The sequence below is a fragment of the Streptomyces sp. SP18CS02 genome (assembly GCF_036322365.1).
Taxonomy (GTDB): Bacteria; Actinomycetota; Actinomycetes; order Streptomycetales; family Streptomycetaceae; genus Streptomyces.
This window is the reverse complement of the sequence record NZ_JAQYXC010000275.1, coordinates 73,507-96,754: the sequence shown is the minus strand read 5'-3', so window position 1 is coordinate 96,754 and position 23,248 is coordinate 73,507. Positions and strand designations below refer to the sequence as shown.

The following is a 23,248-nucleotide window of genomic DNA, read 5'->3' as shown; positions in this document are numbered from 1 at the left end:
CGCCTGCGGCGTGGCTCGTACGGCCAGGTTCCTGATGGGCGCGGCGAGTGGGCGGGAGAGCCGGGCGAGTTCGCCGATGCGCCGGGAGCGGCGGCTGATCCGGGAGATCCGCCGGTATCCGGATCTCGTACAGGCGGCGAGCGTGGCCGGGCCGTCATCGGCGGGCGCGAGGAGCTGCGCCGCGACCACGGCGTCCTTGCTGCCCTCGGAGCTGCATGGGCTCAAGTCGGGGATCATCGCGTGGGCGGCGTCGCCGAGCCCGGCCGATCGTAAGGAGGCGTGTTCGCACACGGTGACGCGCCGTCCGGGGCGGTTCGGGCCCATGGCCGCAGTCGGGCCTCCGATGCCGCCTCCGGCCACAACGCCATGCCGAACCCTCATGTCGACCGCCCCCCGTCTCCGCAGCCTCTACACCTGTAGAGACAGCATGCCCGCACTCTACATCTGTAGAGTGCGGGCATGTCCGTCCCTGACCGCCGAGACCTGATCGCCGACGCCGCGATCAGCACCGTGGCCACTGCCGGGCTGCGCGGCCTGACCCATCGGGCGGTCGACGCCGCCGCGGGCCTGCCGGCCGGCAGCACGTCGTACTACTTCCGCACCCGCAGCGCTCTGATCAACGCCTGCTACCTGCGCCTGGCCGAGCTCTCGGTAGCCGACGTGGATCGCTGGGCGGCGGACCAAGGGGGTCCGGACCTGGACTCCGCAGCAGGCGCGCTGGCCGCTCTGCTGCACCACTGGCTGACAGCGGCACGCGAGCGCCAGCTCGCCCGCTTCGAGCTCAGCCTGGAGGCAACCCGTCGGCCGGAGCTGCGTGCCGACCTGCAGACCGCCGGCGACGCCGCACGGTCAAGGGCCGTCGCCCTGCTGGCAGCGCTCGGAGCCCCGCGTCCGGTGCCGGCAGCGGATCTGCTCGTCGCCTGGACCGACGGCCTGCTGTACGACCGGCTCGCCGGCGCGCTCGCCGCGACCCGCCCGCTGCCCGAGGTGACCGAGCTGACCACGGTGGTCCGGCGCATGCTCGAAGCCGCGCTCTCCACCTGACCGCAGCCGACGACCGCGTCAGCGCGAGACCGTGTGCGGTCCGGCGATCGCCTCGGGATCGTGTGCACGCGGCTGTCAGTGCGAGCGACCCGGCTCGCGCCCGGCACGGGGCAGCCCTTGGCCACCGGTACTCAGGCGATCGGTGAGCTGACAGTCGTCCGGTCCTCCCGCTCCGGCGCTGCCGTCGTGCAACCTGGTCGACGAGGAAGTCGAGCACGGCGCACGGCCTCGCTGCCAGCCGCCCGTCCTCCGAGCCGGAATTCCGCTCGGACAACCGGCGAGGCGCTCGGAGCTGGATCAGCGGACTGGCAGAGCACGGACGTGGTCAGGTGAGAGGCGCAGCTCATATGGCAGACAGCAGTCGGAACAGAGGGTCGCGACCAGTGTTCCGCAGGCGCAGACCTGGTTCAGCCCGCCATCGGGAGTCGCCCCGCAGCATGCGGAGGAGGCGTGACGCGTCGTCAGCCCACGGGAGTCCTCCGGGTTCATGACGACATTGCCTCGCGGCCCTCGGGAGGCCAGCGGCTGCCCGTCGATGTCGTGGAGCGTCCCACGGCGCGGCGTCGCAGGGCCGGGTATTCCGGCAACGACGAGGGGCGGGTCGTACGGTTCCGTCTCGATCGCGTAGCAGCCCAGCGGCACAGTGGCCGGCGACGGTCCCATTTCCTCCGCCTCCCACCACGCGTAGAAGGGAACCTCGGGCACTGCGGGCAGACGCTTCAGCGGCCCCGTCAGCACAGCGCCGCAGGCAGCGCACGCGAACACGGCCGTCCGGGGCAACGCCTCCTCGACCATGGCCGCGACGTGTACGGCGTCCTGCTCGCTGCCCGGCTGGGCACCGGACGCCTCCTGATGACGCTGATCTGCCATGGAGGAACCGTACTGAATCGCGCTGACCGTCCGGCGGCCGCATCTGCCGAACCCAGAGCCGCGCTCCACCCCGCGGACTGTTGCCACTGTTCGGCGAGCACATGGGTGGACCGCCACCGCTCCGCCCCTCTCGCCCAGGAGCGGACCGGCGAGGCCTTCGTCGACGCTCGGCCATCCGGGTGCGGGCAGCCAGAGCGAACGGTACTTCCCGTTCCCGGACGGGTAGTGGACTGCTGGCCCCTCACGCCGGTGTGGCGCGCCTGCGGCTGCGTGGAGGGGAATCCAGTCGAAGAGGAGTTGACTATGCACGCGAGCAAGGGTGACCGCCTTGTGGTGCACGGCCGGGTCGTCGGCAAGCAGGACCATGTCGTGGAGATTGTCGAGGTGCTGGGGCCCGACGGAACCCCGCCCTACCGTGTACGCGCAGAGAACGGCCACGAAACGATCATGGCTCCTGGACCGGACTCTGTGATCGACCACCGCAAGGCTTCGGACCAGGGCTGAGGCAGCAGGCGTTCTGTACCACGGGCGTCGTGGCATCCGCCTGAGCGGTCGGGCCGTCGTGGCAATGCCGTCCTGCGGGCCCAGCCGCTCAGGACGTCTCGCCTGCTTCACTTGACGATGCACCACCTCGCATCGATGTGTGGCGCTCCTCGCCTGCCCCTCGCCCGCGTCCAGCCGGGGAAAGCGGGCTTGGCCAAACGCCGGTGTGCTCCTGATGCTCAAGGCACCGTCAGCGCGACAGCCGCCTCGATCTGCCCGGTCGGGGGCGGCTGCTCCTCGACCACGTCCAGGTCGGTGCCGGCCAGTTGCGCTGTCGGCTGCCCGTACGGCAGCGGTTGTTCCGTTTCGCAGGGGCAGGGGCAGGGGCAGGGGCAGGGGCAGGGGCAGGGGCAGGGGCAGAGGCAGAGGCAACCGGCCGGCGCCCATGCTCACTGAGGGGGGTGACGTGCAGTGAGGGACTAACGCCGAGGATAGGGGGTGTAGATGGTGGCCGGATCGGAAGGCAGCGGCGGCCGATCAGGGCAGAACTGAGGAAGGTCGTAGCTGGGTATCAGGAAACTGCGGTAACCGGGAGGGGCGGAGCTCTCTGCCCAGAACATCCCGCCGGCGATCACGTGGCCGTTGCTGCCGGGCCCGGCCTCCAGAATGAACGCGCGCCAGTCGTGCCAAGGACGACGGTCGGCAGCCCGCAGCTGCTCCTCCTCCGGCCCGGTGGCCAGCCGTATGGTCAGCGACTGGTAGTGATCGCGGATCGACAGTGCGCCGACATCCGTGAACAGAATCTCCACGGTGGTCAGCCCGGCATCGGTGTCCCCTTCACCGCGGAACAGCACCTGACTGTGCGCGATGACGTAGGTGAAGAGGCGCAGGGGCCGCTCGAAGGAAACCGGCAGGTCCACCAACTCGGTCCGGCACCCCGACACAACAGCCCTCCACCTCTGCACCCGCTGGCACCTCGTCCTCGGGCTCTCTGCCACGGGGAGGCGAAGCGGAGTCACTTTACCCGACGGACGGCCGGGCGGCCGCTGCCCAAGGACCATTCGCCGGAGAGAGCCTGGCGGCCCGGATTGTGAGGGAGACCGGGGGGCGGGGCCAAAAGCCTTCGCCCGGACGGGCGACGGCGAACGCGAGAAAGGGCGCCAGCGGCCAGCACACCCGGCCGAGCCGCTGCAAGGCGCCGCACCCCGAAGGCATCCGTCACCAACCCCGCCTGCCGCGCCCACGACGGCACCGTCTCCCGCACCCACGACAGCACCGTCCCCGCCGCCCAGCCACCGTGGTGATGATTTGTCAGGCATACCCCGACGCTTCCTGGTCGGCCGCAGGCCGACGTGGTGAACGCGCAAAAGGGATGCTCTCGCGGTTGCGGTCGAGCAGCACGCCGGAGGGTCCGGACCCGGCCGACCCGTTAGGCGCCTGGACGGGAAGAGCGAGCGGCTGGACCCGTACCGGGATGTGGGCACGCCGGGGGAGTGCAGCTGCCGGTCACCACGGGAGATCCAGGCTCGTCCACGGCCCAGGCCAAGAAGCCGGTCATCGCGGGGGATGCCCGCGCACCGCCTTCGGACCGTCCAGGCGATCACGGAGATGAGCGACGGCCTCCTGCGGCCGGCCTCGCCGCACCAGGCGTTCAGCGAGTGCGACGGCAGCGTCCACCGTCGCGGAACGCAGGAGCTCCTCGTCGGAGCCGGAGAACCCGGCCGGCTCCGCTTCGGCGTCCACGGCACGGCCGCTCGCCTTCATGACCTCGGCCCTCATGGACGCCTGCTCCTGGTGGTCGCGGCAGTGGCGGGTGTAGTGGTCGTCGATCCAGGTGAGGGCGTCGTCGGCCCGCCCGGCATCGACCAGGATGCGGCAGAGCAGGTGGACAAGCCAGTCGCAGTCGCCGCCGGCCTTCTCCGCGGCCGTGCGCAGCACCGCCACCGCCTCGTCCTGGCGGCCGTGGCGGGCGAGAAGCTCGGCGAGGCCGGAGGCAGCATGGGGATTCCCGGTCCCGGCGGACTGCCCGAGCAGGACGACCGCTTCCGGGATCCGGCCCTGTTCCTCCAGCAGCTCGGCCAGGGCGGCCAGGGCGTACTCCTCGCCTCCGTCGGCCGGGAATGCGCGCAGTTCGGCCTCTCGTCCATGGCGGCCCAGGAGACGGGCAAGCTGCTCGGCGTGGTCTGCGTACACGACACCCTCGACACAGACGTGGCTGTTCAGCAGATGGATCGCCTCGTCGATCCGGCCTTGGAGCTCCAGAAACCTGGCGTGCAGGGGGACGGTGTCCATGGCCTCCGGGCTCCAGCGACCGAACGGGTGCGTCGGGCCGTTCCCAGCAGCGGAGAGCAGCGCGGCGATCCCGGCGTCGCGGCCCTTGCCCGCGGCGAGCTCCACCAGCTCCCCGGCGAGCAGGAGGTCCCCGGCCCGCGGGCCGAGGAGGGTGACGACCTGGTCGAGGTGTCCCTGCCGAGCGAGCAGCCGGGCCAGAGCACGCAGGGCGTACCGGTGCCCCGTGCCGGCGAGCGGGCGCAGCAACCCGATGGCCTCCTCCTCCCGCTCCCAGTCGGCGAGCAGCCCGGCGACGGTGTCGACGGCAGGCCACCAGCCGGTCGCCGCGAACGGCTGCAGCAATGCCAGTGCCGTCGCCCGTCCCTCCGGGCCGGACTCGGAAGCTGCCTCGGCGAGCCGACGGGCGGCGAACAGCCTGGGACGAGGGGCGGAGCGTCTTCGCCGTGTGGAGAGCGCCCTGCCACCGTCGCAGTGGCCCGGTCGGCAGCTGTGCCATGGCCCAAGCCGGGGCGTGTCGAGTTCGTTCCTGATCCGTATCGGCTGTCGGCTCCGGCTCGGTGACGTCTTGTGCACTGTCGTCACAGTCCGTTTCGTATGCGTGCAGGCGGCGCGGGTGGACGATGGAAGAGCCGGGGCACGACCGGCCGGCTCACGGTGCCGTCTTCGGCTCGCGTTGGCCGCGTGATCAGCGGCCGGAAGGAGAACCGCAGATGGGTACAGGCGATTCCGCGCAGGACGGTCCTCCCGCGTCGGGCCCGGTGCCATCGAAACTCGGCGGCCTGCTCGACGTCCTGAACGTCGCCGCCATCCTCCTCGACGCCAAGGGCAAGATCGATCTGTGGAGCCCGCAGGCGGAGACTCTCTTCGGCTACTCCGCCGAGGAGGCGCTGGGGCGGTATGCGGGTCACCTGTTGATCGACGAGGAGCACCTGGAGACGGTGCTGGAGCTGTTCGCCCAGGTCATGGACGAGGGCGCGGACTGGGCCGGGGTCGTGCCCGTCCGGCACAAGGACGGCAGCACGCGGCTGGTGGAGTTCCGGAACATGCGGTTGCAGGACGACGAGCACGACTACTACGCACTGGGCCTGGCGACGGACCAGGCGACACTGCGACGGATGGAGCGGGACCTGGCCCTCGCGGCCCAGCTCGTGACCCAGTCGCCGATCGGGCTGGGCCTGCTGGACACCGATCTGCGCTACATCTCCGTCAATCCCGCGGAGGAACGGATGAACGGCGTGCCCGCCGCCGAGCACGTCGGCCGCCACGTCCATGAAGTGCTGCCGTTCCTGGACGCGTCCTTCGCGACGGCGATGCGCGAGGTCCTCACCACCGGCGTCCCGGTCGTGGACCAGTACACCGTCGGCAGGACCCCGGCCGACCCGGACCACGATCACGCCTGGTCGATCTCGTTCTACCGGCTCGAATCCCCCAACGGGAAGATCCTGGGGGTCGCCACCTCCAGCGTGGACGTCACCGACCGGCACCGCGCCGTCGAAGAGCAACGCCGTACCGCCCTCACCCTTCAGCGCAGCCTGCTGCCCCACCCGCCACCACGGCGGCCGGGCCTGGACATCGCCTTTCGCTACCGCCCCGCACAAGCCGCTGTCGAAATCGGCGGCGACTGGTTCGACGTCATCCCCCTGACCGGCGACAAGACCGCCCTCGTCGTCGGCGACGTCATGGGCAGCGGCGTCACAGCCGCCGCCACCATGGGACAGCTTCGCACCGCCACAAGGACCCTGGCCGATCTCGATCTGAGCCCTGCCCAGGTGCTGCACCACCTCGACCACATCACCGACGGTCTCGACACGCTGGCGACCTGCGTCTACGCGGTCTACGACCCTGCCGCCGCCCAGTGCCACCTCTCCCTTGCCGGACACCTGCCACCCGTGCTCTTCCACCCGGACGGCACACGGGAACTGCTCGACCTGCCCACCGGCGCCCCGCTGGGCGGCTGCGGCGTCGCCTTCCGGACCACCTGCCTGGACATCGGTCCCGGTGACCAGCTCATCCTCTACACCGACGGCCTCGTCGAGGTGCGTGACCAGCCGATCGACACCCGCCTCAACTGCCTCCTCGAGGCGCTCGACAACCCTGGCCGCTCGCTGGAGGAGACCTGCGACCTGCTGCTGAACGCCCTGCGCCACCCCGGAAACCACGATGACGTCGCCCTGCTCATCGCCCGCACCGGACCCGGTCCGGCCCACGGGCAGACCAGCCGCTTCTGATCCGCCCCCGATGCCCGGCGGTGAACCGGCGCCCCGGCACGCTGTCGCGGCGCACCCCTCCCCGTCCCGGGCGGCCGGCAACCGGCTCAACCACGCTTCGGGTCGGCATGACTAGCCTCTGCGGCCCGTGGCGGAGGCGAAGCCCAGCCAGGTGTGACGGTTGCCCCACCAGCACCAGCCGATCTTCGGGGCGTCGCGTCGCTCACGGCCGTCTCGCCCTGTGCCGTTGCTGATCCAGATCGCCGGGGTGCGGGCGTCGAGGGCACCGTTGGCCTTGCGCAGCCGGGAGCCGATGGTCATGAAGCAGTGGTTGCGCTCGAGGACCGCCGGCTGCTGGAGCACCCAGTGAATGCCTTCGGTGAGCAGCAGCGGAGTGCGGTCCTCGCCGGTGAGTGCGGGCAGTGCCTCGTCGGGGCTCCAGTTCGCCATGTGGTCGCCGCGGTCGAGGCCGGTGAGGACGTACAGAGGAGCGTCGGGCAACTGGACGGTGCAGGGGGCGAAGCGGTCGACGTCGGGCATGTCGGTGACGACGAAGCCGGGTTTGCCGTCACGGCGGAGCAGCGATGCGAGGGCGGAGGCGGGGGCGTGGTCCGGGTGGACGGCGAGCAGTGCGCCGCCGTCTTCGTGGCCGGCGTTCTCGGCGAAGGTGCGCAGATCGTCGGCGGACATCCGCGCGAGTTCGTGCACCCCGAGCTCGATCAGACGGTCTGCCTGGGTGGCGAGCGGCGGGAGCGGGGGCGCGGTGACGGAAGACGAGGTGTCGGGCAAGGGACCTTCTCGGTTCGGAGTCCGGAGCAGTGGGCTTGAGGTCGAACGACGGGGCCCACCGGAGGGTTCCCTGCGCGGCCGTGCCGCCACAGGCGAAGCGCGTCGGGACCGCGCGACACCCCTGCATCGGCCTTCGCAGGTCCCGCGACCCCGCTGATCCCGTGGGGGGGCAGGGACGTCACCGGACACAGCGGCGCCGTGACGTAGTTCGGGATGCTGGAATGCGGAAGCAGCCGTGAGCAGGGGAAACGCGTACTACTGGAACGGCGTACCGGGACGTGGCGCACTGCGAAGAAGCCGCCGGCAGAAGGGCCTTCGAGGACACGACCGCAAGCATGAGGACACGATCTCAAGCATGAGGACAGGGACACGACCTCAAACGTGAGGACACGACCTCAACCATGACGACGCGGCAGGCGGCTTCGGCGGGGGTGCCTTGTTCTCGGGTTCAAGGGAGGGGCTGCGGTTACGGCCGGCCGCGACCTGCCGGCCTCGATGGTTACTCTCGTCCGACACCGATCTTGACTGCAGGGGAGCAGACTGTGCGTACCGCCACCGTGACGGCCGACGGAGACCAGATCCGCTGGGTGGAGCTGCCGGGCCAGGAGCCTACCCGCGTCTACATACACGGCCTGGGCGCGACGTCGGCGGCCTACTTCGCCGAGGTCGCGGTCCACCCTCTGCTGGCCGGCCACCGTTCGCTGCTGATCGACTTGCTCGGGCACGGCATCAGCGACAGGCCGACGGACTTCGGCTACACCCTGGAATCGCATGCCGACGCTCTCGCGACGGCCCTTGATTCCGCTGACGTCACCGGCGCCGAGCTGATAGCGCACAGCATGGGTGGCTCCGTGGCCATTGTCCTGGCCGCCCGCCACCCTCACCTCGTCTCCCGCCTGGTACTGGTCGACGCCAACCTCGACCCGATCCCGCGCGCGCCCGGTTCCAGCGGCAGCAGCGGCATCGCCGCGTACTCCGAGCGGGAGTTCCTGGCAGGCGGCTGGAAAGAGGTGCGCGACCGGGTCGGCCCCCACTGGTGGTCCACCATGCGCCTCGTCGGCCGGGAAGCCCTCCACCGCAGCGCGACCCATCTCGTCCACGGGACCGTTCCCACCATGCGCGAACTGCTGCTGGGCCTGAGGATTCCCCGCGCCTACCTGCTGCCCGAGGCCGACGGTCCGCTCCCGGGCGCCGACGCACTCATCCACGCCGGGGTGTCCGTCGTCCCGATCCCCGACTGCGGCCACAACGTCATGCTGGACAACCCGCAGGCTTTCGTACGCGCCACCGCAGCGGCACTCGCGGACCACACCCAGGCATAGCCGACATGCGGGCGACTCCCATGCCAGTGGGCTCGGCCGTCTCTTGTCCTTTCTTGTCCTTGGCATCGCCGGCGTCGCGTCGGGGAGGCCGTCCGAGGGTTCCCGGCCAGGACACGACGACTGCCGACGTGGCCAAGTCCCTTCCGCAGCCTCCCGCGGAAGGGACTCCCCGGGGTGCACTCGGTGTGTTCCGTCTGCGTCCGGCAGCGGTGGCAACAACCCGCCGGCCTCGTGAGCAAGGCCCAGAAGCACCGGGGGTATGCCGCCCTTGGACGTCCCCTTCACCGACGAGGGCCTGGAGGAGGTCCGCGCCGCTGCGGCCGCCGAAGGCAAGTCCCTCAAGCTACGCCCACGGCTGCCGCTGGGCGCGTCAGGTGTCACGTGTACCGGCTGTGCGCACCTCGCTGGGATTCGCGCGACCGCGCGGCCTGGTCGCTGTGCCGGGTGCTGCCGGCATGCCGCGTGGCGGCTGTCCGGAGGCCTTCACCACGCGCTGTTCTGGCGTCGGCCCCTGGGTTCCGCTGTCGGTATGCTCCTGAAGAACTCACGTACGTCCTGGACAAGCAGGTCGGGCGCTTCCATCGCGAGGAAATGGCCGCCGCGGTCGAGTTCGGTCCAGCGCACGATGTTGTGGTCGCGTTCGGCCCAGCGCCGGACGGTCACGTCGTGGGTGGAGAGCAGTACGGCGGTGGGCACTGTTCCGCGTAGGCCGGCCGCCCGGTCGTCCTGTTCGGCACTCCATGCGGGCCCCTGGGAAGCGGCGGTGTCGGGGCCCGCGCTCGGCTCGTCGGCACCCTCACCCCCGTCCCACGTGCTCGCGGTCATCTCCTCGTAGTAGATCTGGGCGGCTGAGGCGGCGGTGCCTGTCAGCCAGTACAGCGAGACCTGGGTCAGGACGCGGTCCCGGTCGACGCTGTCCTCGGGCAGCCCGTCCGCCGGGTCGGTGAGCTCCTTGAACGTCTCCACCGTCCAGGCCAATTGGCCGACCGGGGAATCGGTGAGCGCATAGGCGACGGTCTGCGGGCGCTTGGAGTTGCACTGCAGGTAGCCATCGTTGAAGTCCTGCATGGCCTGCCAGCGCCGTTGTTCGGCCTCGGTGAGGCCGTCCGTCTCGCCCTCCTCCCCGACCGGAAAAGCGATCATGGCGTTGACGTGGATGCCGATCACGTTCTCCGGGGCGTGTCCGCCCATCCGAGGAGCAACCCACGAGCCGGTGTCGTAGCCATGAACGCCATAACGCGTGTAGCCGAGACGGGCCATCAGACGGGCCAGCACCGCTGCCATACGGGCCGAGTCCATTCCCGGCCCCGCCAGCGGGGTGGAGAAGCCGAATCCCGGCAGTGAGGGGATGACCAGGTGGAAGGCGTCGGCAGGATCGCCACCATGCGCCCGGGGATCGGACAGCGGACCGATGACGTCGAGGAAGTCGGCCACCGACCCGGGCCAGCCGTGCAGCAGCATCAGTGGTGTGGCGCCGGGCTCGGGTGACCGTACATGCAGAAAGTGGATGTTCTGCCCGTCAAGGGTGGTCAGGTATTGGGGACACGCGTTGAGCGCCGCTTCGTGTGCCCGCCAGTCGTAGGCGGTGAGCCAGTACTCGGCCAGGCCCCGCAGATATGTCACCGGGACGCCACGGCTCCAACCGACGCCGGGCAGTTCGTCCGGCCAGCGGGTGGTGGCAATGCGGGACCGGAGGTCGTCGAGCTGATCCTGCGAGACATCGATCCGGAACGGGCGGAGGTCAGGGGGCGTGTTCGTCATGGCCGTGACGCTACGACTCGCTTAGGCCGGTTCCCTTCCTAAGAGTCCGGCATCCTGGATCCATGCTGGAAACCTCCGGGCGGCTGCTGAGGCTGCTGTCACTGCTGCAGTCCCCTCGTGAGTGGTCGGGGGCCGATCTTGCCGAACGCCTCGGCGTCAGCCGACGCACGCTGCGTCGTGATGTGCAGCGCCTGCGGGACCTCGGCTACCCGGTCGAAGCGACCCAGGGCACCGCCGGCTACCGGCTCGGCGCCGGGGCCGGGTTGCCGCCGCTGCTGCTCGACGACGAGGAGGCCGTCGCGGTCGTCGTGGGCCTGCGCACCGGGGCGTCCGGCTCGGTCGTCGGAATCGAGGAGTCCGCCCTGCGTGCCCTCACCAAGCTGGAGCAGGTGCTGCCTTCCCGGCTCCGCCACCGGGTCACCACCCTGCACACCGCCATTGTCCGGGCCGGAGCGGCACCAGCCCCCAAGGTCTCGGCGGACACCCTCATGGTGATCGCCGACGCGTGCCGCCGGAAGGAGCGGTTGCGCTTCGACTACACAAGCCCCCGCATCGGGTCCAGCGTCCGGTCGACCGAGCCCCACAGCCTGGTCAGCTTCGACCGCCAGTGGTACCTGGTCGCCTGGGACAACGACCGCGACGACTGGCGCACCTTCCGCGTCGACCGTCTGGTGCCACGTACTCCGCCCGGCCCGAGGTTCACACCTCGCGAACTCCCCGGCGGTGACGTGGCCGCCTATGTGGCCCGCCGCCTGTCGGCGCGGACATGGCCCCTCCAAGCGACCATCGCCCTGCATGAACCCGCCACCGTGGTCGCCGACCGCCTCTGGCCCGGCATGGGGGTCGTCGAGCCGGTCGACGATGACAGCTGTCTGCTGCACCTGGGGGCCGGCACCGCTCGCGACCTCGCCTGGATGATCACATCGGTGGACACCGACTTCACCCTCGTCGAGGCTCCCACCGAACTGGCCGATGCCCTTCGCGCACAGGCCACCCGCTGCCTGAATGCCATAGAGCGGGTCTAGACGAGGAAGCCGCCCAATAGGTCCTCGCCCCCGGCAACACCGGCAAACGCGTCCGCGTCTACGGCGGCGCGCGCACGGAGGCGCTGGCCAGACTTGCCGCCAAAGACGTCCGCACCTGGCTCAACCAGCTCCGCATCGAAGGGGCCACTCTCACCTGGCACGTCAACAGCCCGCTTCACCGTTCCCGGCTCCGCCGCATCCGGTTCCATGATCTTCGCCACTCGGCGGCCACCCTCCTTCCAGAGCAGGCGTCGACGGGCGGGAAATTGCAGGCCACGAGGTCAGGGCAGGATCCGACGAGGACTCTACCCTCCTGCAACTTAGCGACCTGAGCTGGGACTTTGGCGATCAAATCCCATCTGATGCAGGATTTGCCCTCTGAAGGGGAGGGTGAAAGTGGGTCTACAGCGACGCGCCGAGCTGGCGGGGGCAGCTCGCCTGGAACTGGTCTCCGGGGCAGCCCAGCTGCGTCCGCAGGACGCGATGGTCGAAGCCATGGTGCGGGGCTGGCGGGCCCAACAAGCCGCTCGCGGGCTCCGTGAGGACACGGTCACCGCCCGGGAACGGCTCGTACGGCGGTTTCTGGAGCACTCCAACGAATACCCGCGGGCCTGGACGCCCGGCCACGTGGACGAGTGGTCACTGTGGCTGACCAGGGTTCGTCGCCTATCGCGACGCGTTGAAGCTCCCGAAGGCGCTGACCGTCCACTCCGCTCGCCACTCCTACGTCACCCACCTCACGGAGGACGGGGTTGACCGCCGGTTTCTCCAGCAGCAAGTCGGTCAAGGCGAGACCTTCCGGCCACGACCTGGGGAGTGTCTTGCCGGTCTCGCCGGGCTCGCGACGCCCGGCATCGCGCCTCGCCGCGTTGTCCTCGGTCGACGATGTCCCCCGTAGCCTTCCGGGCACGGGGGACCCTCACCCCGTCGACACTCTCCTCCGCCTTGCGACGCGTCCCCTCGGCCCCGGAGGGCCTGGAGCTGCCCAGGCACCTAACGCCTCACCCGGCCCGGCGGCCGCCCACGCCTCACGGCCGGGCGGGGGTCGGCCGGCGCCGGGGCTTCGGAGGCTCACGCCGGAGCTTTCGGAGCTTTCGGAGCTTTGGAGGCTCAGAGGATCAGGCGTCGGGGTTCATGCCCTGGGCGGTTGCCTTCAGCCGGTCGACCTGGAGCTTGGCGAGGTCGTTGTAGTTCGGCTTCTCCACAAAAGTGCCATCGCCGTTCACCACGGTGACGACGCTGCCCATGCGCATCATGACCATGGTCTCGCCCTCGGCGTCCTCGAACGCCTCGGTCTCCTCGGCACCCGCCGCGATCTCCACCGGCTTCGCCTTCTTACCGTCCTTCTCGGCCTTGCGGCGCTCCTCGGTGACCAGGGCCTTGTACGTGGCCCTGGCGTCGTCCGGACTCTGGAACGCCAGGATGCCGAAGACGACCTCACCGTCGTACTCGGAGCTGTCGCCCCTGCCGCTGTCATCCGTGTCGAAGTCGGTGCCGCCCATGCTGAGCAGTCCGCCGCAGTTGGACTCGGTCGATTCGGCGCAAGCCTCGACGGCCTCGTCGCCGACCTCGACCTCGATGTCGTCGCCCTCGAAGCCCTTGGGGGCGCTCGCCTTGCTGGGGAGGGCGGTGCGGACCATGTCCGGCGTCAGTGTGACCGGGGGCTTGTCGCCGTCCCCGCGGAAGGCGTCCAGACCGTCGTCCGAACCACCGCAAGCCGTCAGTACGGCTGTCAGTACCACTCCGGCCGCTATTCCCCGTATTGCCTTGCTCAACGTCAGCCCCTCGTGCATGTTGTTCATTTGACGTGGACACTTAAGCGCATCAGGGCTGAGCGCACCAAATGCCTTTCGACCCCGCCATCAGCGCCCCGCCTGCCTCACCCCACGAGCGGCTCCCCGGTCTGCGTGCTTCCCGCCACCCCGCTCGCAGGAACTGGCGGACCCGCAGGTGGACGGCCCGGAACAGCGGGCACCCACCGAGTTGGCAGGCGCCTGCGACGCAACGAGGTGATCGCCAGGCCGCTCGGCATCGATCAGCCAGAAGTGCTCGTCGGCCCCTTCGGTGGAGCCCCACTCGATCAGCCCCTTGACTCCTGGCGCGTGGATCGCATGGGGATCGACGGCGGAGACGTCTCCGAGTGTGCTGTCTGTCCTGATCGACCGACAGGGAAACCCGCCGCTGTGTCAGGAAGTCGAACACGAGGCCCTCGTCGCTCGCGCCAAGAGCGGCAGCTGTCACACCGAGCCGGCCTTGGCGGTTCCTCGGCTCGGGCTCCGGTGCCGGCGAGGCGGCAGGAGTCGGCGCCGGTCTCGATGATGACGCCGTCGAAGGTGCGGCGGTCGAGGCTGTCCGCGCAGAGCCAGGGCGGGTGAAGGTGTCGTTCAGCTGCTTCTCGTCGGCGGCCTCACCAGCTCGTTGACGAGCTCCGTCGCGGGGGTGCAGCGGATGCTGCAGTGGTGATCTGGCACATGCACCGGGGAGCCGGAGGTGAGCCGGGGCGCCCGTCAGGCGGTGTCGGCGCAGCGTGCTACGACAGGGGGAACCGAACGCAGGCGCAACGGGGGAGAAGCATGACGTCCGAGGAAGCTGGTATTCGATCCCGAGAAGGTACGTGCCCACGGATTCGGGCTGTACGAGGGAACTCAGCTCGACGTGCGCGCGGTGATCTCGGCCATGCCGAAGGACGACAAGGACGGCTTCCTTCTCGAAGAGGTCGCCTGGAGCCGCTTCGGGCATGCCTACGGCCCGGGTGACGATGTGCCTGAGCGACTGGCCCGCTTGCGCTCCCAGGACGCCGAGACGGCCGGGCAGGCCCCTGGACCTGCTATGGGGGAGTGTCGTTCACCAGGGCACGGTCGGCTCGGTGGCCCCCCTGACGGTGCCTCGCCTGATCGACGAGAACACTCCCCGGGTCCGCGCGAGCCTCGTGCTGGCCGTTGCCGAGCTCGGCCGTGAGCACGCTGCCGCCGGCACCGCGTCCTGGGCCCATGCCCTCTGGGCTGATCGCACACAGCCCGCGGATGTCCGAGTGCCGGCGGCACTGGCCTGGCTCTGCCTCGTAGACGATCCCGTCCCGGACGATCTGCGGGCAACGCTTGATGATCTGACCGCGGATGGCCTGGCAGACGTCCTCGACGATGTGCCGTGGATGGCACATGTCGACGACAACGGACTCCACCGGACCCTCGATCACTCGACAACGCGCGCCCGGGCGTCCGGTGGGACGACCCCTGGGCCTGACGTCGGCCGTGTCCGGCCGTCCCGACTCATCAGCGAAGCGATGCACGACCACCGGCGAGGCGAGGATGAGGGTGCGGCTCCTGCCCGCCCTCACCCAGCCGGGCCCTCTGCCGGCAACGCGGGCGGCGGGCAGCGAGGTGACCGGCGGCGGGGAGAGGCCGTCGGCGGTCGTAGTCGATCGCCCCGGTGAGGAATCGGTCGAACGCGAAGCAGCCATGACCGTCCGCTCACTGGGCGCAGCTGAGCGTACGACATGCCGCACGGCAACCGGATGCCGCGCCGCCACGGGTGAGCGGTCGAACGCCCCACCGGTATAAGGGCGTTCCGCCGAAAAAACGTACGAGGCGGGGGCAACCCTGCCCCCGCCTCACGAGTCACACCAGTGTCTGGCATTACACATGATCCGCCTTGGTCCGGAAGGGGCCCCTTTCTCCGTGATGACTCGTATCCGGCTGAGCACGCTGGCCGCGACGGCCGCTCTCGCCGCCGCCGGCGGCCTGATCACCGCCGCCCCGGCCTCCGCGGCCGTGACCTGCACCTCTCCGGCGTGGACGGCGCAGTACTTCGCCAACACCTCGTTCAGCGGCACCCCGAAGCTGACCGCCTGCGACTCGGCCATCGCCGAGAACATGGGCTCCGGCGACCCGGCCGGCGTCACGCTGCCGAACGACAATTTCTCGATCCGCTGGTCCCTCACCAGGGACTTCGGCTCCGGCGGTCCGTTCCGGATCTCCGCGGCCACCCAGGACGGGATGCGCGTCTACGTCGACGGCGTGCGCAAGATCGACCTGTGGAAGAACGTCTCCGCGACCGCCCGTAAGACCCTCGACCTGAGCCTCCCGGCCGGCCGGCACACGATTCGCGTGGACTATGTCGCCTGGACCGGCTCCGCCTACGCCGGATTCACGTACGCCGCGCGCACCCAGGCGAGCGTCGACACGGTCAAGCCGCTGAACCCCACCGGCCTCACCGCCGCGTACAACCGCGACACCGCCAAGACCGCCCTCCGCTGGTCGGTCAACAAGGAGATGGACCTCGCCGGGTACCGCGTGTACCGCAGGCTGAGCACCACCCAGTGGGCGAACGTCGGCGGCACGTCGCTGCTCACCTCCCCCTCCTTCGTCGACGCGCCGCCCGCGACCGGCCAGACCTTCCTGTACGAGGTCCGCGCCGTCGACAAGGCCGGCCGCGAGTCGACCGGCAGCCCCGACGTCACCGCCACGACCGTTGACCGCACAGGTCCGGCGGCGCCGACGGGGATCACGGTGCAGGGTGACTCGTACATCAACACCCTGCGCTGGCAGGACGTCGCCGACGCCGACCGTTACGAGGTCCACGCGGCCGACACGGCCACCGGCCCGTTCACGCTGCTCGGCAGCACCAGCGGGGCGATGTACGAGGACCGGACCGCGCCGGTGAACAGGTACCGGTACTACCAGGTCCGTGCCATCGACGTGGCGGGCAACGCGGGCGCGTTCTCCGACACGGCGGCCGGCGACGGCGTCGACCGGACCCCGCCGGAGGCCCCGACCCACATCACCTCGGGCGTCGGGCCGGAGGGCAACCACATCTACTGGAACATGCCGGGCGAGTTCTTCCAGGACCACGACAACGGCGGGCACTTCCGTGTCTACCGCTCGCCGGGTGCCACGCTCGACCGGACCCAGCTCACCCGCGTGACCTGCACCTACTACAACGTGCAGGGTTCCGACCCCATGGAAGGGCACTGCACGGACACCGGCATGGCCCAGGGCGCGTACTACACGTACGCGGTCACCGCGGTCGACGCGGCCGGGAACGAGTCCGAGCTGTCCGGACCGGTCACCGTCCGCACCGCCGACCGCGTCGCGCCCGCCCCGGTCACCGGCGTGAAGGCCACCCCGCGCAAGGACGGCGTGCTGGTGAGCTGGGCCGCCTCGAACGAGGACGACATCGAGCGGTACACCGTCTGGACCGGCGTCCGGGTGGACGACGACACGGTCACATGGGTCAGCTCCCAGTGCCGGGAGGGCCAGAGCGACCCGCTCGCGGTCCTCTGCGGCGACCTGCCGGACGGTGAGACGTATGTGTACGCGGTCGTCGCCAAGGACCGCTGGGGCAACGTCCTGCAGCCGGGTGCCGCGGGCGTCACCCACGTGGACGCCACCGAGCTCGAGGTCCGGCCGTCCGTGCCGGTCCACAGCGACTGGCCGTTCGGCCTCGTGTCGCACGACACGGTGACGAGCGGCGGCTACGGACCGACGGCCAACTGGCGCTGCGAGAACACCTATCTGTGCCCGTCGGTCACGGGCTACCGGGCCAACCGGTGGAACCCGGCGACCGAGGCGTACGAGCCCCTGCCCGGCGGACTGCTGCCGGTGGAGACGCGCAGCTACGCGGACTCCACCGCGACCAGGGGCAATACGTACTTCTACACGCTGGAGGCCGTGCGGGCCGACGGCAGCGTGGCCGGCGTCTACCCGTGGTACACCGTCGTCCAGGACCGTGTCTGAGGGACCGGGACAGGTTCCTGGGCCCGACGCCCCCGGGTCCGACGTATGACCCAAGCGGCCGCCTCCTCCACGGGGGCGGCCGTTCCCACACCCTGGAGAACGGGAGGCCGACGGACCACGAGCACGGCGATCCCGCCTCGCGGGCCGCTTCGAGCTTCGGAGCGGTCGCGGCGGCCCCGCTGTCTCCCTGTGACGAGGACGTCCGTCCGGTGCCGGAGCAGCAGCGCGCTCGCCGCCGGGGGTGAAGGGGCCCCGGCCGAGGAGGAAGGATCCGGTCCGGCATCGGCGCTGCCCGCTTCGACGACATCATGCTCGTCCGGAGCCGGGATCACCCGTGGGTGGTTCAGGCAGCCAGTCGCGGGTCGGGTCGTACTCCAGCCATCGGTTTCGCCCGGCTTCCTCGGCGCAGGCGGCGGCGAGGCCGCCCAGCCCCGGGTGTCCCTTTCCGGTGCACCACAACAGCGACCAGGCGTACAACGGCGTGGGGTCGATCAGGGGGACGGAGCGCAATCCCGGGACCTCCGGCAGTGGCACATCAGCGGGAACCAGCGAGAAGCTTCGTGGCCCGCCCGCCACCTCGGCCAGGAAGTGGGCGAGCCCCAGGTTGACGCTCGTGGCCGTGCTCTGGATGCCGAATCGGTCGGCGAACCGGTGGAGGAAGTCGAGCCGGTCCAGCGCACCGGGTGCCCACAGCGTGCTGTCGCGCAACTGGTCCGGTCGCAGAGCCGGTTCGGCCGCGAGCGGATGGTTGGTGCTCAGTACGGCATCCACCGGTTCGAGACGGACGAGGCGGTGCGCCAGCCCCACGGGCAACGGGGGATGGACTCGGCCGAAGGCCGCGTCGATGTCGCCGCGCAGCAGTGCCGTCGTCACCGACGGCAGGTCGCGCCCGTGCCCCAGAGCCAGTTCCCCGGCTCGTCCGGCGACCTGGGCCAGCGTCCGCATGGGCGCGTAGAGGTGTCCCCAGACGTCCACGCGGAGCGGATGTTCCTCCCCGGACACCGCCGCGACTGCGGCATCGGCGGCGGCCACGGCCTGCCGGGCAGGTGCGAGGAAACGCCGTCCGGCCGTGGTGAGGCGTACTCCGTTGCCGCCGCGCTGGAAGAGCTCGGTGCCGAGCAGGGATTCCAGCCGTGCGATCCTCTTGGACAGCGCCTGCTGGGAGATCGCGAGCGTCCCGGCGGCCCGGCCGAAGTGCAGTTCTTCGGCGGTGCGCACAAAGGCCCGTACCTGCGCCACGTCGAGATCCATGGCTCCCACCATAGGTGACAACCATAAGTTGTCGGCTCTGCCTGTGCGTTGTTGGACCGCACGGTGGCCATGGAGGTTGCATCCTTTCCATGCAAAGACTGATCCCCACGGGAGAATCGGCGCGCCCGGTCGCCTTCGCCGAGGTCTCCCAGCCCGTGCCGGAGCCCGGTGAGGCACTGATCAAGGTAGAGGCGTTCGCCCCGAACCGGGGCGAGACATTCCTCCTCGAACATCCCCGACCGGGGCTGCTGCCCGGCAAGGACATCGCAGGGCTCGTCGTACAGGCGGCAGCCGACGGCTCCGGCCCCGGCATCGGTACCCGCGTCGTCGGGCACCCGGCACAGGGCGGCTGGGCCGAGTACGCGGCCGTGCCGACGCACTCGCTCGCGGTGCTCCCGGACAGCGTCGACAGCGCTCGGGCGGCGGCTCTGCCCCTGGCCGGGATCACTGCCCTGCGGCTGCTGCGTACGTCCGGTTCCCTGGCCGGCCGACGGGTGCTGCTGACCGGCGCCTCAGGCGGCGTCGGCCACTATGTCGCCGAACTGGCCGTAGGGGCCGGAGCGGCGGTGACCGCGGTGACGGCCACACCGGCTCGCGGCGAGCGGCTCGCGGCACTGGGCGCGCGGGTGGTGCACGAGGTCGAGACGGCGCAAGGGCCGTTCGACGTCGTGCTGGAGTCCGCCGGCGGGCCGGATCTGCCACTCGCCCTGTCGAAGGTCCGCCCGGGCGGCCTGCTCATCTGGTTCGGCCAGGCGAGCCGAACACCTGTGACCCTGGACTTCTTCCACCTCCTCGGCGGGCCCGAACGCGTGACGATCCAGCACTTCCACTACGCCGGGGCACCGTACGGATGCGATCTCGCGGCACTGGTGGGCCTGGTGGAGCAGGACCGGCTGCACCCGGAGATCGGCCGCATCGCCGACTGGACACAGACCGCCGAAACCCTGGTCGACCTGCGAGAGCGCCGGATACGCGGCAAGGCCGTCCTGCTGGCCGGAGGAGCACGATGAACCCCACCGAGTTCGCCGCCGCCCAGTGGACCCGCGCCACCGGCGCAGGCGTGGACCCGCACGAGTACCGGCGCGTCACCGATGGCCTCATCTCCATCGCCGACTGGGGCCCGGCCTTCCGTCGCACCGGACACGGCTACCTCAAGCGCGCGGAGGAGGCGGCATCAGCCCGCTCGACGGGCGAGTACCTGCTGGTGGCGGCCCGGTGGTTTCACCTGGCCACCCTGGCGCCGTACGAGGAAGCACGTCGTGCGGCCGTCGAGGCGGATCACGCCTTGAGCGGAGCTCTCACCATCCTGGAGCCCGGAGCGCGGCGTGTGAACGGTGAGGGGTTCACCGGCTGGCTGCGTGGTCCCTCCGACGCGCCGGGGACCGTCATCGTCGTCCCCGGACTGGACTCGGCCAAGGAGGAGTTCCTCGACCTCGTGTCGGCGCTGCTGGCCCGAGGACTGGCGGTCTTCGCGATGGACGGCCCCGGTCAGGGGGTGCTCGCGGCCACCACGACGTTCGTGCCGGACTACGAGCGGATCGTGGGCCGGGCCATCGACGCCCTCGGCGCCGCACGCATCGGGCTCGTCGGGCTGAGTCTGGGCGGCTATTTCGCGGCCCGGGCCGCGGCGCTCGAGCCGCGCGTGGCGGCCGTCGCCACCGTCAGCGGTCCTTTCCGCCTCGACTGGGAGGAACTGGCCCAGCCGGTACGGGACATCATGGCCCAGCGCGCCGGAGGAGCCGACGCCGCCCACGCTTTCGTGCAGCAGGTGGACCTCGCCGCCCTGGCGCCCCGTATCGCGGCTCCGCTGCTGGTCGTGGACGGAGGCCAGGATGTCATCCCCGGCGTGACGAACGGCGAGCCCCTGGCCCGCCTGGCGCCGCACGGCACCTACCTGTCCGTCCCACACGGCGACCACCTCCTCGGAAACGCACGGCCGGACTGGCTGCCCCGCCTCAGCGACCACCTCGCGCACACCCTGGGGGGAAGACCAGCATGAACCGCTGCGCCGGGAAGACCGTCGCCGGGGAGGGGCCTGTGCCCGTCCATCGCGTCGCGGGGACCGCTCATCCCGCCGGACCCGCGGCAGTCGGACACAGGGGGCGCGCCTGGGTCTGGTTTGGTCTAGACCAAGCAGGGTACGCTCACTTCGCTGCCCCTGGCCGTCCCCGCGGTCATGGAGCCGCTGCTTGACATGCTCATGCTCACCTTGTCCTCGGGTGGGCACGAACCCCCACACAGGAGTTGTCATGAAGAGCAAGAAGATGCTGGCCGCCGCCATCGGTGCGGGGATCGCCCCGCTCCTGGCCGTAAGCCTGCCGACCGGCAGCGCGAGCGCGCACGGCTACATATCCTCGCCCCCCAGCCGGCAGGCCCAGTGTGCCGCCGGTGTGGTCTCCTGCGGTTCCATCAAGTACGAGCCGCAGAGCGTCGAGGGCCCCAAGGGCCTGATGAGCTGCAGCGGAGGGAACGCCGCCTTCGCCGAGCTCGACAACGACAGCAAGGGCTGGAAGGTCACCCCGGTCGGCCGGACGACCAGCTTCAACTGGCGGCTGACGGCACGGCACGCCACCAGCACCTGGCAGTACTACGCGGGTGGCCGCAAGATCGCGGAGTTCAACGACGGTGGCGCCCGGCCGGGTGAGACCGTCACCCACCAGGTGAACTTCGGCAGCCTGACCGGCAAGCAGAAGGTCCTGGCCGTGTGGAACATCGCCGACACCGCCAACGCCTTCTACGCCTGCGTGGACGTGAACGTGAGCTGACGCGGTGCCGCACCACCCGGCCCCGCCGGGACGGACCGGCCCTGTCGGGGCCGGCCGGAGCCCCGGTGCCCGGAGCGGACGGTGTACTGCCCGCTCCGGGCACCGGGCCCTCTCCTCTCCCGGCCGCCCGGCGGCCGGGAGCCTTCGGACGACCGCGTGCGAGCACATGCGAAAGGGTGGGTACGGCGGTGGAGAGAGTCGGCGAGCGAAGGCCGGGCCCCTCTCGGGGCCTCGCCCCGGAGAGAACCGACGGCGGGCGGTCCACCCGGGCGGCCCGATGCCTGGCCGGCCGGGTCCAGCGGTGCGGCCCGGGGCTCCTCAGGGTCTGCGTGGGTACGGTGTTCCTCTGGTTCGGCGTCCTGAAGTTCTTCCCCACGGCCAGCCCCGCCGAGGGGGTCGCCGTCCGGGCCGCGACGAAGCTCACCTTCGGCCTGCTGCCCCCGGACATGGTGCTACGGGTGCTCGCGGCGTCCGAGACGGCCATCGGCCTCGGCCTCGTCACGGGTGTGCTGCTCCGCGTGGTCCTGGTGGGGTTCTTCGCCCACATGGCCGGCGTCTTCTCCGCGCTCCTGCTGCTCTCCGGGGAGATGTGGCAGGGGGGCGCGCCGGTCCCCACCCTGGAGGGCCAGTACATCATCAAGAACGTCGTCCTGGTCGCGGCCTGCCTCGTGGTGGCGGCCGACGAGTGGGGCCGGGCGGCACCACCATGAGGACATCCGGAGCACCGCGGCGCGTCGGCCGCGGCGCGGTGGATCGCCCCGAACACCCCACACGCCGGCCCCCGTTCAGGAGGGCCGGTCATCAGGACGCTGCCGTCACGACCGCCCGCCGGGTCCCCGGCAGCCACCCATCCCGCCATCAGGTCGGCCCATCGGTCGCCACATCGAGACGAGGTCCCATGAACCGACACGGAGCCACCGCCCGCGCTGTCGCCGTGACCCTGATCGCCACCGGCCTCGCCGCCGCCCCGGCGGCAGCCGCCCCCGCCTCCACCGGGACGAAGGCCCGCGTCGGCGCCGACTGGGCGACCCGGTCGATCGTCTTCACCGCCGCCGTGGGACAGGCCAACGACCTCCACGTGATCCCGATGGACCTCGGCGCCGGGGTCCGGCGGATCGGTTTCCGCGACGCGGTGCCGCTCGAACCCGGCGACCACTGTGCGTACCTCGAACCCGGGGACGACACCTTCGTCGTCTGCGAACTGCCCCTGCCCACCGGCAGCCCCCGGCCGGACAGGATCGACGTCTTTCTCGGCGACCGCGACGACACGATCGTCACCAGCGACCCCGCGGTCGCCACGGTCCACGGCGGCCCCGGCGACGACACGCTGCACGCCCACACCGCGCACACGGTGCGGGGCGACGCGGGGGACGACATGGTCATGGGGCGCGCGGTCCTGGACGGCGGCGACGGCATGGACCACCTGATGGGCGACGACACCGGCCAGCGGCTGTGGGGTGGCAGGGGCGACGACATGATCGAGGCCTACGGCGGTGCGGACACCGTGCACGCCGGCCCGGGCGACGACCACGCCATGGGCGGGGACGGCCGCGACATCCTCCTCGGCGGCCCCGGCGACGACACACTGCACGGCGAGGGCGACGACGACCTGGTCGGCGGCGGCCCCGGGAAGGACACCGCGGAAGGCGGTCCCGGCCGCGACGTCGTTCTCCCGTAGGCGCGCCCCGGGCCCCGGATGCCCCG

The 23,248-nt window shown here is 70.9% G+C and carries 20 protein-coding genes and 1 pseudogene; 11 read left to right on the top strand and 10 right to left on the bottom strand.

Annotated elements, in window-relative coordinates; all coding sequences use genetic code 11:
* The first annotated feature begins 459 nt into the window (after positions 1-459).
* Entirely contained in the window at positions 460-1,044 is a 585-nt protein-coding gene (locus PUR26_RS11515; RefSeq protein WP_329871768.1) for a TetR/AcrR family transcriptional regulator, read from the top strand.
* A gap of 297 nt (positions 1,045-1,341) precedes the next feature.
* Here PUR26_RS11515 and PUR26_RS11510 read toward each other — a convergent pair whose 3' ends face one another.
* Positions 1,342-1,914, bottom strand: coding sequence for a hypothetical protein (locus tag PUR26_RS11510; RefSeq protein WP_329871767.1), 573 nt, complete (start codon positions 1,912-1,914; stop codon positions 1,342-1,344).
* A 303-nt stretch (positions 1,915-2,217) separates the two neighbouring features.
* Here PUR26_RS11510 and PUR26_RS11505 point away from each other — a divergent pair, with 303 nt between their 5' ends.
* The gene (locus tag PUR26_RS11505; protein WP_329871765.1) at positions 2,218-2,418 is read left to right on the top strand and encodes a DUF1918 domain-containing protein; all 201 of its coding nucleotides are present in this window, start codon (positions 2,218-2,220) and stop codon (positions 2,416-2,418) included.
* Between the two features lie 458 nt (positions 2,419-2,876).
* Here PUR26_RS11505 and PUR26_RS11500 read toward each other — a convergent pair whose 3' ends face one another.
* Positions 2,877-3,317 carry a hypothetical protein gene (locus PUR26_RS11500; RefSeq protein WP_329871764.1) on the bottom strand — a complete coding sequence of 147 codons (441 nt, stop codon included), beginning with the start codon at positions 3,315-3,317 and terminating at the stop codon, positions 2,877-2,879.
* A 634-nt stretch (positions 3,318-3,951) separates the two neighbouring features.
* A complete protein-coding gene (locus PUR26_RS11495) occupies positions 3,952-5,031 on the bottom strand; it encodes a tetratricopeptide repeat protein (RefSeq protein ID WP_329871762.1) in 1,080 nt (359 codons plus the stop codon).
* 368 nt (positions 5,032-5,399) lie between these two features.
* On the opposite strand from PUR26_RS11495, the gene PUR26_RS11490 reads away from it, so the two are divergent.
* Complete coding sequence (locus tag PUR26_RS11490; protein WP_329871760.1) at positions 5,400-6,917, top strand: SpoIIE family protein phosphatase; 1,518 nt, start codon at positions 5,400-5,402, stop codon at positions 6,915-6,917.
* 111 nt (positions 6,918-7,028) lie between these two features.
* Here the strand turns inward: PUR26_RS11490 and PUR26_RS11485 are convergent, their stop codons facing one another.
* Positions 7,029-7,685, bottom strand: coding sequence for a DUF5701 family protein (locus PUR26_RS11485; protein WP_329871758.1), 657 nt, complete (start codon positions 7,683-7,685; stop codon positions 7,029-7,031).
* A 542-nt stretch (positions 7,686-8,227) separates the two neighbouring features.
* Between PUR26_RS11485 and PUR26_RS11480 the strand changes: the two genes are divergently transcribed.
* Positions 8,228-9,007: an alpha/beta fold hydrolase gene (locus PUR26_RS11480; protein WP_329871757.1), complete on the top strand. Its 780-nt coding sequence runs from the start codon at positions 8,228-8,230 to the stop codon at positions 9,005-9,007.
* Between the two features lie 483 nt (positions 9,008-9,490).
* Here PUR26_RS11480 and PUR26_RS11475 read toward each other — a convergent pair whose 3' ends face one another.
* Positions 9,491-10,768 (bottom strand): epoxide hydrolase family protein, encoded by a 1,278-nt coding sequence (locus PUR26_RS11475; protein WP_329871755.1) that lies wholly within the window; start codon positions 10,766-10,768, stop codon positions 9,491-9,493.
* A 62-nt stretch (positions 10,769-10,830) separates the two neighbouring features.
* On the opposite strand from PUR26_RS11475, the gene PUR26_RS11470 reads away from it, so the two are divergent.
* Positions 10,831-11,793 carry a helix-turn-helix transcriptional regulator gene (locus PUR26_RS11470; protein WP_329871753.1) on the top strand — a complete coding sequence of 321 codons (963 nt, stop codon included), beginning with the start codon at positions 10,831-10,833 and terminating at the stop codon, positions 11,791-11,793.
* Here PUR26_RS11470 and PUR26_RS11465 read toward each other — a convergent pair.
* From PUR26_RS11465 to PUR26_RS11455, 3 genes are all read right to left on the bottom strand, one after another.
* Positions 11,790-12,014, bottom strand: a complete 225-nt coding sequence (locus tag PUR26_RS11465; RefSeq protein WP_329871751.1) for a hypothetical protein — start codon at positions 12,012-12,014, stop codon at positions 11,790-11,792. The genes PUR26_RS11470 and PUR26_RS11465 overlap by 4 nt on opposite strands.
* 897 nt (positions 12,015-12,911) lie before the next feature.
* Positions 12,912-13,568, bottom strand: coding sequence for a hypothetical protein (locus PUR26_RS11460; RefSeq protein WP_329871749.1), 657 nt, complete (start codon positions 13,566-13,568; stop codon positions 12,912-12,914).
* 1,052 nt (positions 13,569-14,620) lie between these two features.
* Positions 14,621-14,974 carry a hypothetical protein gene (locus PUR26_RS11455; RefSeq protein ID WP_329871748.1) on the bottom strand — a complete coding sequence of 118 codons (354 nt, stop codon included), beginning with the start codon at positions 14,972-14,974 and terminating at the stop codon, positions 14,621-14,623.
* Between the two features lie 499 nt (positions 14,975-15,473).
* On the opposite strand from PUR26_RS11455, the gene PUR26_RS11450 reads away from it, so the two are divergent.
* Positions 15,474-17,528 carry a PA14 domain-containing protein gene (locus tag PUR26_RS11450; protein ID WP_329872008.1) on the top strand — a complete coding sequence of 685 codons (2,055 nt, stop codon included), beginning with the start codon at positions 15,474-15,476 and terminating at the stop codon, positions 17,526-17,528.
* On the opposite strand, the pseudogene PUR26_RS34665 reads toward PUR26_RS11450, so the two are convergent.
* Positions 17,492-17,792: pseudogene (locus PUR26_RS34665) on the bottom strand (precorrin-6A/cobalt-precorrin-6A reductase); the annotation flags it as partial. The gene PUR26_RS11450 and the pseudogene PUR26_RS34665 overlap by 37 nt on opposite strands.
* A gap of 42 nt (positions 17,793-17,834) precedes the next feature.
* A complete protein-coding gene (locus PUR26_RS11440; protein ID WP_329871747.1) occupies positions 17,835-18,779 on the bottom strand; it encodes a LysR family transcriptional regulator in 945 nt (314 codons plus the stop codon).
* An 89-nt stretch (positions 18,780-18,868) separates the two neighbouring features.
* Between PUR26_RS11440 and PUR26_RS11435 the strand changes: the two genes are divergently transcribed.
* From PUR26_RS11435 to PUR26_RS11415, 5 genes are all read left to right on the top strand, one after another.
* Positions 18,869-19,789, top strand: a complete 921-nt coding sequence (locus PUR26_RS11435) for a zinc-binding dehydrogenase (RefSeq protein WP_329871746.1) — start codon at positions 18,869-18,871, stop codon at positions 19,787-19,789.
* The gene (locus tag PUR26_RS11430) at positions 19,786-20,778 is read left to right on the top strand and encodes an alpha/beta hydrolase family protein (protein WP_329871744.1); all 993 of its coding nucleotides are present in this window, start codon (positions 19,786-19,788) and stop codon (positions 20,776-20,778) included. Before PUR26_RS11435 ends, PUR26_RS11430 begins: the two co-directional genes overlap by 4 nt.
* Before the next feature lie 250 nt (positions 20,779-21,028).
* Positions 21,029-21,544: a lytic polysaccharide monooxygenase auxiliary activity family 9 protein gene (locus PUR26_RS11425; RefSeq protein ID WP_329871743.1), complete on the top strand. Its 516-nt coding sequence runs from the start codon at positions 21,029-21,031 to the stop codon at positions 21,542-21,544.
* Between the two features lie 329 nt (positions 21,545-21,873).
* Positions 21,874-22,254: a hypothetical protein gene (locus PUR26_RS11420; RefSeq protein WP_443077037.1), complete on the top strand. Its 381-nt coding sequence runs from the start codon at positions 21,874-21,876 to the stop codon at positions 22,252-22,254.
* Positions 22,255-22,442: 188 nt separating this feature from the next.
* Positions 22,443-23,222, top strand: coding sequence for a calcium-binding protein (locus PUR26_RS11415; protein ID WP_329871741.1), 780 nt, complete (start codon positions 22,443-22,445; stop codon positions 23,220-23,222).
* Positions 23,223-23,248: the final 26 nt, after the last annotated feature.

What these genes read in the sequence shown, in the direction of transcription:
- PUR26_RS11440 (WP_329871747.1), bottom strand. Translation starts at nt 18,779, where the DNA reads ATGGATCTCGACGTGGCGCAGGTACGGGCCTTTGTGCGCACCGCCGAA.
- PUR26_RS11430 (WP_329871744.1), top strand. Translation starts at nt 19,786, where the DNA reads ATGAACCCCACCGAGTTCGCCGCCGCCCAGTGGACCCGCGCCACCGGC.
- PUR26_RS11490 (WP_329871760.1), top strand. Translation starts at nt 5,400, where the DNA reads ATGGGTACAGGCGATTCCGCGCAGGACGGTCCTCCCGCGTCGGGCCCG.
- PUR26_RS11425 (WP_329871743.1), top strand. Translation starts at nt 21,029, where the DNA reads ATGAAGAGCAAGAAGATGCTGGCCGCCGCCATCGGTGCGGGGATCGCC.
- PUR26_RS11435 (WP_329871746.1), top strand. Translation starts at nt 18,869, where the DNA reads ATGCAAAGACTGATCCCCACGGGAGAATCGGCGCGCCCGGTCGCCTTC.
- PUR26_RS11415 (WP_329871741.1), top strand. Translation starts at nt 22,443, where the DNA reads ATGAACCGACACGGAGCCACCGCCCGCGCTGTCGCCGTGACCCTGATC.
- PUR26_RS11515 (WP_329871768.1), top strand. Translation starts at nt 460, where the DNA reads ATGTCCGTCCCTGACCGCCGAGACCTGATCGCCGACGCCGCGATCAGC.
- PUR26_RS11510 (WP_329871767.1), bottom strand. Translation starts at nt 1,914, where the DNA reads ATGGCAGATCAGCGTCATCAGGAGGCGTCCGGTGCCCAGCCGGGCAGC.
- PUR26_RS11470 (WP_329871753.1), top strand. Translation starts at nt 10,831, where the DNA reads ATGCTGGAAACCTCCGGGCGGCTGCTGAGGCTGCTGTCACTGCTGCAG.
- PUR26_RS11505 (WP_329871765.1), top strand. Translation starts at nt 2,218, where the DNA reads ATGCACGCGAGCAAGGGTGACCGCCTTGTGGTGCACGGCCGGGTCGTC.
- PUR26_RS11475 (WP_329871755.1), bottom strand. Translation starts at nt 10,768, where the DNA reads ATGACGAACACGCCCCCTGACCTCCGCCCGTTCCGGATCGATGTCTCG.
- PUR26_RS11450 (WP_329872008.1), top strand. Translation starts at nt 15,474, where the DNA reads ATGACTCGTATCCGGCTGAGCACGCTGGCCGCGACGGCCGCTCTCGCC.